This window comes from uncultured Abyssibacter sp. (assembly GCF_964000955.1).
Classification (GTDB): domain Bacteria; phylum Pseudomonadota; class Gammaproteobacteria; order Nevskiales; family OUC007; genus Abyssibacter.
Genome location: NZ_CAXFCL010000264.1, coordinates 1 through 10571, shown reverse-complemented (window position 1 = coordinate 10571; position 10571 = coordinate 1). Strand labels below are relative to the sequence as shown.

Annotated in this window: 11 protein-coding genes; 1 reads left to right on the top strand and 10 read right to left on the bottom strand. The window is 65.7% G+C overall.

Annotation, left to right across the window (positions count from 1 at the left end):
• The 5 genes from ABNS06_RS12785 to ABNS06_RS12765 all read right to left on the bottom strand — a co-directional run.
• The coding region (locus tag ABNS06_RS12785) for a hypothetical protein (RefSeq protein WP_348674981.1) at nucleotides 1-1043 on the bottom strand (1043 nt) is incomplete at its 3' end.
• Nucleotides 1044-1117: 74 nt separating this feature from the next.
• On the bottom strand, nucleotides 1118-1729 hold the full coding sequence (locus ABNS06_RS12780; RefSeq protein ID WP_348674980.1) for an outer membrane lipoprotein carrier protein LolA: 612 nt from the start codon (nucleotides 1727-1729) through the stop codon (nucleotides 1118-1120).
• Nucleotides 1726-2979 (bottom strand): AMP-binding protein, encoded by a 1254-nt coding sequence (locus tag ABNS06_RS12775; protein WP_348674979.1) that lies wholly within the window; start codon nucleotides 2977-2979, stop codon nucleotides 1726-1728. Before ABNS06_RS12775 ends, ABNS06_RS12780 begins: the two co-directional genes overlap by 4 nt.
• Nucleotides 2976-3575 carry a hypothetical protein gene (locus tag ABNS06_RS12770; protein WP_348674978.1) on the bottom strand — a complete coding sequence of 200 codons (600 nt, stop codon included), beginning with the start codon at nucleotides 3573-3575 and terminating at the stop codon, nucleotides 2976-2978. The genes ABNS06_RS12775 and ABNS06_RS12770 overlap by 4 nt, the downstream gene beginning before the upstream one ends.
• A gap of 1 nt (nucleotide 3576) precedes the next feature.
• Nucleotides 3577-3855: a phosphopantetheine-binding protein gene (locus tag ABNS06_RS12765; RefSeq protein ID WP_348674977.1), complete on the bottom strand. Its 279-nt coding sequence runs from the start codon at nucleotides 3853-3855 to the stop codon at nucleotides 3577-3579.
• Between the two features lie 81 nt (nucleotides 3856-3936).
• On the opposite strand from ABNS06_RS12765, the gene ABNS06_RS12760 reads away from it, so the two are divergent.
• Nucleotides 3937-4362 (top strand): thioesterase family protein, encoded by a 426-nt coding sequence (locus tag ABNS06_RS12760; protein WP_348674976.1) that lies wholly within the window; start codon nucleotides 3937-3939, stop codon nucleotides 4360-4362.
• Nucleotide 4363: 1 nt separating this feature from the next.
• Here ABNS06_RS12760 and ABNS06_RS12755 read toward each other — a convergent pair whose 3' ends face one another.
• The 5 genes from ABNS06_RS12755 to ABNS06_RS12735 all read right to left on the bottom strand — a co-directional run bounded on the left by ABNS06_RS12755 (nucleotide 4364) and on the right by ABNS06_RS12735 (nucleotide 10132).
• A complete protein-coding gene (locus ABNS06_RS12755; protein ID WP_348674975.1) occupies nucleotides 4364-5689 on the bottom strand; it encodes an NAD(P)/FAD-dependent oxidoreductase in 1326 nt (441 codons plus the stop codon).
• A 27-nt stretch (nucleotides 5690-5716) separates the two neighbouring features.
• Nucleotides 5717-6544: a lysophospholipid acyltransferase family protein gene (locus ABNS06_RS12750; protein ID WP_348674974.1), complete on the bottom strand. Its 828-nt coding sequence runs from the start codon at nucleotides 6542-6544 to the stop codon at nucleotides 5717-5719.
• The gene (locus ABNS06_RS12745; RefSeq protein WP_348674973.1) at nucleotides 6541-7353 is read right to left on the bottom strand and encodes a beta-ketoacyl synthase chain length factor; all 813 of its coding nucleotides are present in this window, start codon (nucleotides 7351-7353) and stop codon (nucleotides 6541-6543) included. Before ABNS06_RS12745 ends, ABNS06_RS12750 begins: the two co-directional genes overlap by 4 nt.
• Nucleotides 7350-8540 carry a beta-ketoacyl-[acyl-carrier-protein] synthase family protein gene (locus ABNS06_RS12740; protein WP_348674972.1) on the bottom strand — a complete coding sequence of 397 codons (1191 nt, stop codon included), beginning with the start codon at nucleotides 8538-8540 and terminating at the stop codon, nucleotides 7350-7352. Before ABNS06_RS12740 ends, ABNS06_RS12745 begins: the two co-directional genes overlap by 4 nt.
• A gap of 338 nt (nucleotides 8541-8878) precedes the next feature.
• Nucleotides 8879-10132 (bottom strand): CehA/McbA family metallohydrolase, encoded by a 1254-nt coding sequence (locus tag ABNS06_RS12735; protein WP_348674982.1) that lies wholly within the window; start codon nucleotides 10130-10132, stop codon nucleotides 8879-8881.
• Nucleotides 10133-10571: the final 439 nt, after the last annotated feature.

Genomic DNA, 10571 nt, shown 5'->3' with positions numbered 1-10571 from the left:
CCAAGCGAAACGCCGGGAAGCACCGCTCGTACTCGCTGCCGCCCATCGCCATCCGCGATCAGCAGGTGCAGCGCGTAGTCGACCGCGACGCCGATCAGCGCCGCACCGAACACCATGGCGATCAGATGCAGCTCACCGAAGATCACGCTGACGGCCGCGAAACCGACCAGCATGCCCGACGCGACGCTGAACACCGTCAGCGCGAACGGCACCGGATGCCGGAACAGCCCCGTCAGCAGGAACAGGATGGCAACGATGGAGACCAGACCGATCCTGCTGATCTCTCGCTTCGACTGCTCCGCGGCACGGTGGGTGTGGCGACTGATGCTGAGATCCAGATAGCGCGCGTCGGGCGAGCGGGCGGCCACGGCTTTCGCCAGTTCATCCAGCGCAGCGACGGTCCGGCTCGCGCCGTCCAGTCCAAAGCTCCGAGCGTCGGAACGCAGCCGCAACACGGCCCAGTCCAGACCGTCACGCCGCTTCACCGGCGTGTCACCATCCATCTCGAAGCCGACCTGCGGCCAGCGACTCGTCGCGAATCGCCCCAGCGTACCGAACGGATCGGCATCCCAACCGAACGCCGACGCCATCCCGGTCGGCGAGTACGCCCGTCGCAGCGCCTCGGCCGCCAGCGCCGCCGCGGCCACGTCACCCAGGCGCGCCTGATCATCGGGGGACAGCAGATACCCGCGATGGGCCAGCAGCGACTGCCCCGGCGGCAGCCGGAACGCGGAACCCTCGTCGCTCAGCACGGGGCTTCCCGCGATGAAGGCCCGCGCCGCCCCCACGGCATCACGCAACGCCGCACGATCGGAATGCCCGATCAGCACCACGGTCTCGCCCAGCGCCGCCCCGACCTGTACGTCCAGCCAGCGATCCAGTTCGGTTTGCGGCGAACCGTCACCGAATGCCCGACGGATGTCCGTTTCGATGTGCTGACCACCGACCCAGGCAACCACGGAGGCGATGACCGATACCGCCATCACGCCCAGCCAGATCGGCAATCCGGCGCCCCGAAACAGCCGATCAGGGTCTGCGGACACGATCCAGATCGCCGTGTTGCAGCCCGAAACGCGGAGTTCGACCTGGCTCTTCGTTCATCCGGCTGCGCCCCTGATCATTCCAGGATGCCGCGCTCCCTCGGCGTCAGTTCGCGGGGAGCCTCGGTCTCCAGCTCGATGGTGGTGGATTCCCCGTCGTCATGACTCAGCCGGACTCGCCGCACATGACGGCCTCCTTCGACTTCGATCGTCCGGACGAACCGTGCGTAGGCCGCGGACCGCGGTGTCAATCGCACCGTCCATGCGGCCTCCCCCGACTCCACCGCCAGTTCGAACAGGCGATCCAGCGCCAGGAAGCGGCCCGCCAGCAGGTCCGTCAGCAGGCTGGCCGTCATGCGGTTGCCCTGGCGACCGAGCGGCGGGCTGGTCCACGCCGCGGCGTCGCCTCCGATCCGCTCCTGCACCTCGCCGTCTCGAATCCGCAATTCGGACTCGGCCGGCGTCAGCACATGCCAGTAAAGCCCCTCGTCGCGCAGCAGCACGAACTCGCCGGTCGACATCAGCGGGAACGGCAGCGACGCAACCTCGCGCCGCTGCACGAATTCACCGGTGACCAGCGGCTCGGTAGACAACCGGCTGGTCACCGCGTCCAGATCGGCCGCCCACAACGATGTCGATGCCAGCACCAGCGACACCGCCATCCATGACCGCCGAAACAGACTGATCACGATCCCTGGCGCTCCGCGAGCAGCTTGCGCAGCTCGCCCATCGCCGGTTTTCCGGTCGGCGTCTTGGGAATCGTATCGACACAGCGCAGCGGCCGTGGGATGAAGACCGGGTCCACCTGCCGGGCCAGGGCCCTGCGCACGTCGGCGGCGACCAGACCGGGGGCGACCACCACCGCGGCCACGCGATCCTCCGCATCGAGCGTCGCCACGGCCGCATCCTCTACACCGTCCACCGCCAGCAGCGCGTCCGTCAGCGCCTGCTTCGAATAGCGCTTGCCCGCGACCTTGAGCATGTCATCCGGACGACCCAGCAAACGGAAACGCTCCGGCGACAGAACGTCCACCCGATCCTGCAAGACCGTGCCGGCCGGCAGGTGGGCGCTACTCAATACGGGCGGGTCGGACAGCCCGACACGAATACCGGGAAACAAGGTCCATTCCGCCTCCGAGCAGGGCTCACGGCTGGCGACGGCGCCGGTTTCAGTGCTGCCATAGATCTCGATCACCCGACAATCCAGCCGATCACGCAATCGCTCCGCCAGATCCGGCGCCAGTGGTGCCGCCGCCGAGATCACGTTCTCGACGGGGGGCAGCTCGATGTCGCTGTTCATCAGCGCCTTGAGATGTACCGGCGTGCTGACCAGCATCCTCGGCCCGTCCACGCAGCGGAGCGCCGCCGCGATATCGGCGGGAAAGAACGGCCGCCCCACATGCACCCGGAAAGGCCCCGTCAAAGCCGTGAGCAGCGTGGTCTCCAGACCGTACATGTGCTGAGGCGGCACCGTGGCGACAATGCCGACTCCGGCGGATACGCCATGGCGATGCAGCGCGGCGACCAGACATGTGGCATCGCCGAGCAGCAGGCGCCAGGTCTTGGCGACGGGCTTGGGCGTGCCGGTGCTACCGGATGTATAGGTAACGGTGGCCTCGTCATCGTGGGCGATTCGATCCAGCCAGCCCGGCATCCGGCCGTCCGTCACCTCCAGGTCGACCTCGCGCATCTCGGCCGCGTCGGGGTAGCTCGCATGCACGGCGGCCAGCGCCCCCGACGTGTCGGCGGCGGGCAGCAGGCACGGCTGACGCCGAAAGGCGGCGGCCAGCAGCGTCGTCGCGAAATCCAGACGGTCACCGCACAGATTCAGCAGCGGCCGCGGCGGTAGCGTCGCCGCCAGCCGCGCCGCCCGATCAGCGGCCGCCGCGACTGAAACCAGCGTGCCATCCGGACGTATCCAGCCGCCCGAAACGCTCACCGCAGACCCCGCACGTCGGTCCTGGCCAGACCCCGAAGATAGTTCCGGATCGAGGTGTGCTCCTCACCGGGGACAATCAACCGGCGCAGGCCGAACTCGAGGATGAACACCGCGGCCACGATCAGGTAGCTGATGAAGTTCGTGAACAGTGACCAGACCTCGTTGCTGGCCCAAATGGCGAGCACGATGCTGATCAATCCCATCGCGGCGAAGAACAACGCCCAGAACGCAGTCAGCTTGTGCGTATAACGCAGCAGCGGCGGTGGCAGGTCCTCGCCTCGAATCTGCCGCGCCATGAACGAAATGACCGGGGTGCGCCCCCGGGCCAGACTCTGCGCGAAAAACACGCAGAGAAAGCCGTTGATCAGCACCGGAGGAAGGTAGAGAAAGTAGATGGCCAGCCCGGAGACGCTGACCCAGATCAGCGCCGCGGACCCGGCGGCGATGGCGGCCATCGCCCAGAGCCGCCGGCGCAGCAGCGCACCGGACAGGCTCATGACGAGCAACAGAATCAGCGCCGCCGCATAAAGCCCCCTGGACTCGGTGACGATGGCCGCGTGCACCAGCACCGGATAGGCGAGCCAAAGGGCGCGCATGTCAGCTCTTGCCGGCGACCACGAACTCCGTCAGCGACCGCAAGGAACGGAAGATTTCCTTGTTGCGGGCATCGTCGGCGCGGATGTGCACATCGTATTTCTGGGCAATCGCCTGAGCGATCTCCAGTGCGTCGATGGAATCCAGCCCCAGCCCCTCCTCGTCAGCGCCGAACAACGCCGCCTCCGGGTCGATATCGTCGGGCGATTCGTCCTCCAGGTTGAGGGTTTCCACCAGAAGGGTGGCGATATCCAGTTCCGACTGGGACAGTGAACTCTGCATTGCACGAACAATTCGATAAGGTGATAACCGTCGATTCTACCGTTCCGGCCCCATCACAACACGCGCCGCGCGCGCCTGCGCATGATTGAACACGAAACCCTGCTGACCGTCCCGTTTCACGACGCCGACATGATGGGCGTGACCTGGCACGGCCACTACATCCGCTACATGGAAATCGCACGCTGCGAGCTCCTGGAACGCATCGGCTACACCTACCTCGACATGTACGACTCGGGTTATGCGTGGCCCATCGTCGATCTGAAAGTCCGCTACAGCAAGGGTTGCACCTTCGGCGACCGGATTCGCATTCTGGTCCGGATCGAGGAAACGGAATTCCGGTTCAAGCTCGGCTACAGAATCGAAAACGCCGAGACCGGCGAGCTGCTGACCAAGGCCTCCACCACGCAAGTCGCGGTGGACACGAAAACCGGCGAGATGTGCTACCCGACGCCGGACGTGCTGGTCGACCACATCAACGCCTACAGCGCGGCGCAGCCCGCCGCCTGATTCACGACTCCGGGGCCGCGCCGGCATCCTGATTGAGCAACACCCGAACCCGGGCACGGCGCCGCATCCACTCCCGCATGGCGCTGGGCAATTGCAGGCAACTGAAGAAGTAGTACAGCCCCCGAAAGAACATCAGCCTGGGCCGCACGCCGTTGTCCCGTTCCAGATCGCCGGCCAACAGCGAGGTGACGGCCTCCTGAACCCGCCAGGGATTGCCGGGGTTCGTGAACAGATGGCGGATGCCCGGTGAATTGAAGCGGGCGATCATCCAGGTGAAATCCCTGACGCTGCGACGCGAGACCTGCTCGAAGGTCTTGCGCAGCCCAGCGGCCTCGGGCGCACCACGCAGTTCGGCGTCCACGTAGTCAGCCCCGCGCAATGCGCCGCGCATCCCCAGCAGCACGCCACTGGAGAACACCGGGTCCACGAACGCCCAGGCGTCGCCGATCAGGATCGCCCCGGGGATGCACATCCGGGAGCACTGGTACGAGTAGTTGCCGGCCGCGCGAACCTCGCCCACAAGCCGCGCGTCGGCCATGCGCTGGCGCACGTGGGGTGGTGTCAAAGCGATGGTCTCGGCGAGAAACGCCTCGGTGCTGCCACGCCGGGTCTTCAGATAGGCCGGGCTGCAAACCGCGCCCACGCTCATCAGGCCGTCGGGCAACGGAATGAACCAGATCCAGCCGTGTTCGAACCAGCAGACGCTGATCAGACCGGCCTCCGGCCCCGGATTGCGTGGCACGCCCTCGAAGTGGCCGAAGATGGCGGCACTGGCATGCCGCATGTTCTTGCGCTTGAGCCCGAACTTGCCGCCCAGCAGTGCATCACGACCGGAGGCATCGACCACGTAGCGGGCCGACCAGGTCTGGGTGTCGCCGTCCCGCGGCTGGACCGCGAGCGTCGCACCGCTGCCGTCGGCGGCGAAGTCCACCGCGGTGACCCGGGCTTCCTCGTGAACCCGCGCGCCATTGCGCTCGCAATTGCGCAGCAGCATCTCGTCGAGCTGATCCCGGCGCACCTGGTAGGCGTCGGGAAAGTTCTTGTCCAGCGCGTCGCGGAAATAGAAGCGGTGCGGGGGTTTTGACGGATCAACGTCGTAGAACTCCGCGCCGGGTTTGTAGACACCGATACGCCGAACCTCGTCCAGCACGCCGATCTGCTCAAACACCGGCTGATTCATCGGCAACAGTGATTCGCCGATGTGAAACCGCGGATGTCGCTCCTTCTCGAACAGCGCGACGTTCCATCCCTTGCTGGCCAGCGCGTACGCGGCCGTCGAGCCGGCCGGTCCTCCGCCGATCACGGCGACGTCGCAGCGGTGTGTCATTCCATGCTCCAAAACAGGGCCGGCCGCTCAATCCTCGCGGTGTGCGTGCCGGTTCTTTTCAAGAAAGGCTTCCAGATATTCGGTCAACCGCCGCGCCGAGATCGCGCGACTGGATTCCGGGTCGAGAAACGGTTCGATGTCGATGGGGTCACCGACCCGCAAGGTGATGTGGAACCGGCGGGACGGCACCGAGTACCACGGCAGCCCCTTGGTCAGCGTGCTCGGCTGGCAATCGATGATGATCGGTCGCAGCGGCTTGCGGGCCCGCAATGCGATGTTCGCCGTCCCACGCTGCAACCGCACCGGCTCGCCCGGTCGTGTCCGCGTGCCTTCCGGGAAGATGATCAGAGAATCGCCCGCCCCCAGCACCTCGGCGCAGCGATCGACCAGACGGGCCGAGTCCACGTTCGGCACGTAGCCGGCCGAGCGCACCGGCCCGGCCGTGAACGGATTGCGGAAGAGCGAATCCTTGACCAGGCAGCTCGTTCTGGGCACCTGGGAGAGCACCATGACCACATCGATCAGCGTCGGATGATTGGCGATCAGGATCTGGCCCGGCTCGCGCAGCTTGTCGGCGCCCTCGATGGAGTAGGTCATCAGGCGCAGCGTGCGCATGAGCTCGACAAACAGGCGCATGACGCAGTGGATCACGAACTGCATGCGGTGGTGGATGCGTTCCCGATCCCGCGTGAGCAGGACCACCAGGGGAAACACGAACAAACCGACACACATGCCACCGAGGCCGAACGCGGAAAACGCCACCCCGGTCCCAAAGATGCGCCAGGCCCGATTCAGCGAAACGCCGACCGGCGCTACCCATGCACCAAGCCCCGATACCTCCGAACGCGTGTTCATGACACCGGTGTGTACGTCATGTTGAGCCCCCATTTCCCCGATGGCATCGGGGTCACCACCTCACCCGAGACCTCGCGTGCCACCCGGTCCAGCAAAGGCAATGCCCGTGCCGCTGGGTTGGCTGTTCGCAGCGTCTCCAGTGTTCCCTGCAATTCAGACTCGCTCAGCGGCGCGGCGGGATCAAGCCGCAACTGACCCAGACTGCCAACACGGTCGCGGGTCAGCAGCAGCGCGGTCGCAAAGGGCACCGGCACCGCTCGCGCAAGCGACAGTGGCGGCCGGGTCGCGACGTCAAACGCGACCAGCAGCACGGGCTGCTCGGGGTCCTCATCGAGTTGCAGCACTGCCTCCACGAGACCCGCCGCGAAACTCGCGTCATACCCCGACAGGCTTGTCGAGGCCACACGTGCATGGTTGGCGATGCTCCAGTAGCCTGCCGACGCGTTATGAACCGAATTGTGAAACTGGGTCGGCGACAACGCGATCGGCTCGCGGGTCAGCGCCCGGCAGATGTCGTCGACGATGTCCATGTCACCGCTGCAGGAGGCAAACACGCTTCGGATGCCGGATCGCTCGAACTCCGGCCGCTGAGCCAGCGCGTCTTCACAGGCCGCGAAGCTGATCCGGGTGATCGGCGATGTTCGGCGGCGTTCGTTTTTCGGTAGACCGGTGGGCGGGGGATACGCGTCCACGGGTTCCAGCTCCGGCACCGGTGCATCACCGCGCAGACTCGCCCGGCACGCCGCCCAGTTCGCCCAGCCCGGCCCGAACACACCGACGGACGCGATGGATGCGGAAAGGCCGCTCACGCCGCCGCCCCCAGCAACAGGCTGCAATTGCTGCCACCAAAGCCGAAGGAGTTGCTGAGCACGGAACGGACCGGCCGCTCGCGGGGCTCCAGCGGAATATCAATCGCAAGTTCGGGGTCGACCGATTCGGTGTTCAGGCTCTGTGGAACGCGCCCCGCGTCGAGCACCAGCAAACCGATCACCGCCTCGAGAATGCCGGCCGCACCGAGGCAGTGCCCGGTCCAGCCCTTGGTGGAACTGCACGGCACCCGCGAGCCCAGCAAATCCGCGACGGCCCGGGCTTCCGAGCGATCATTGGCCAGTGTGCCGGTACCGTGCAGATTGACGTAGTCCACCGCGTCGGGCGGCAACGCACCTCTCGCGAGCGCCTGATGCATCGCGGCCCGCGCTCCCCGCCCTTCCGGATCGGGCGTCGACATGTGGTGGGCATCGCTGCTTTCACCGTAGCCAAACAGGTACCACGGCGCGTCGACCTCGCCGCGTTCGACCAGCGCGAATCCGCCGGCCTCACCGATGGAAATGCCGTCTCGCAAGATGTCAGCCGGGCGGCAGGCATTCGGGGAGACCAGCTGCAGGGAATGAAAGCCGAACAGTGTCGTCTCACACAGCGTGTCCACTCCGCCGACAACGGCGGCGTCGCAAATCCCGGAGCGAATGGCTCGTGCCGCGGCCGCAAAGACCTTGGCGCTGGACGAACAAGCGGTGGAGATGGTCTCCGCGAACCCGGTTATCTCCAGCGCCCGCGCCACAAATGCGCTGACGGAATGCACGTTGTGCGTGTGCTGGTAGTCATACCAGCCGGGCAAACGCTCGAAACCGTCCGCCGCCTGGTGATAGGCCTGCTCGGTCTGCGCGATCCCGGATGTGCTGGTTCCCAGGAACACGCCCACCCGTTCCGGTCCGTGGCGATCAACCGCCGAGCGCACGCGCTCAATGAAGCCGTCCTGATGCAAGCCCAACCATGCAAGCCGATTGTTCCGGCAGTCGAAAGCCGACAGGTCCTCCGGAAGCGCGACGTCGGCCAGCGCGTCCACCGCGCCCAGCCAGCCGGGCGCGTGCTCATAGCCCGCGATGTCGCTGGCCGGGCGAAGCCCGGTACGACCCGACGCCAGCGCCTCGTCGTGCGCGCGAAGACCCGTGCCCAGACTGCTGGTGGCAGTGGCGGCGGTGATGGCTAGAACAGGCATGTCGAATCTGATGCTTTTGCTTGGTGCTGAACCACATGGAATGGACGCGCATGCCCGGTGCGCGTCGACACGGGAACGGGTCATCCCTGAATCTCACCGGACGAGGTGACGCTGGCGCCCATCCGCCGCGTCAGTCCGTGTTCTCCCCACGGGAATTCTACCCACGCCCGTGGGAAAACGCTCGATCAGAGGGGGGGCAAGGAACGGCAACAAACGCTGGCGCCCGGTTCAGAGCATGAAGCGGGCCTGACCCCTGGCACCCATGACCAATCGACCGTCTGGCAGCGTCAAGTTACGCGTTGCCTGCTCACGAAAACGTGAAGCAGGTAGCGGAGCACTCAGTACGCCGGATCGAAATTGAAATAGATCGGATTCGACAGCGCGATGGTGTTCGCGCTGAGCAGCGACGAGGCCGGCACCTGCGGGTAGACCGCCTGCGGCCCGGTCACTTCCACGCGGTAGTAACTGCGCGCGCCGAAGGCGGGCGTGTCGGTGAATTCGGCGGACGTGGCAACCGGACCGATGGTCAGCGATGTCAGTTCGCTGCCGTCCTTGATCACCGTGGCGGTGTAGGGCAGCAGCGCCGGCGACCCGCCCAGCAGTTCGATTCTGAACGTGACCGGTTCACCGGTGGGCACGACGTTGTCGCCCATCATCATGTCCGCGACGCCGTCGGCATCCAGATCGGCGGTGAACTCGACTCTCGGCGCGTAGGGGTTCGAGCTGATCGAGACGCGCCCGTTGTCGAGTGCGTCGATGACCGCGTCGGCCGACCGGTCGGTGGCGAACACCCAGGTCGTCGGCGTGCCCACGTTGTTGCCCGCGGCCTCGAAGCTGTTCGAGCCGGGCGTCTCTCCGCCCTCCGGGTAGCCGTGATGCGAGTCGCTGCCGCCGCGACCGGTGAGGTTCCGGCCGGACTTGAGCATGTCGTCCCAGATCGCGACGGCACCGGTGTTCCGGCTCCAGATCGACGAGTTCCAGGCCTCGATCGAATCGACGATGTCGAAGCTGAACCCGAAATTGTCGCCCCCGGCCGGGTGATTGGCGGACAGGTGAACGCCCAGTTCGTCGGCGAGCGCGCCGATGCGGGTGTCGTAGTCGTCACGCCGATCGTAGAAGCGCTGGTGATCATAGGGCGTGGCCGCGAAGGTGTTGCCGTGACCGCGATGCGTGGTCCACTCCGCGCCGTAAAGCATGATCAGCGGGCTGCCCAGAAAGTCGGGATCGACCCAGGTGTTGGCGGCCACCGCGCCATCCACATGATTGTCGTGGTCACTGATGCCGAGATAGTGCAGCCCCACCGCATCCGCCAGTGCGATGATCTTCGCGACCGGGTTGTTGGATGAATCGGCGCTGTACTCGGAATGGATGTGCAAATCCCCGGCGAGCCACTCGCCATCGGTCAGACTGGCGATCGGCGGCAGGTCCAGATCGCCAACGGGCGACGGGTCGTCATCGGTCTCGTCATGCGGCTCGTCCGGGTTCTGTCCCTCGCCGGGCACCTGGACGACATCGTCCGCCGACTCAGGCGAGGTGCTGACACCACAGGCGGACACGGCGAGCAGGCAGCAGACGAGCGCTGGGGTCTTCATCACGGGGCAGAAAGCGGGTGGCGGTTAAACCTCGCAGGTTAAACCGGAATCATGACCACCCGGTGAATCGCGCGGCACCGGCTGAGAACATCGGCAACGCAAAAAAAAGCGGCCGTACGGCCGCTGAGGGGAGCCCATTGGGGGGTGGGCTACTCAGGCGGAGGCAATGACCTCGACACCTGATTCGGCAACACATGGGGAATGATGCGTTGCTGGCATGATTAGATCAGACGTGACGTGAGGAAAATGCAAAATCGGTACAGCTTTTATGTTCAGCACGAACAACCCTCAGCTTCCTGAGTCAGATCACAACCCGTGACGCGGCAAGCATACGAACGTTAGTTTCGTCGGCGAATGACCACCCCGATACCAGCAGACAAATGATTGATGCTCGACGTCCGATCATGTCTCCCCCCTGATCTCGATACGACGGCCGGCT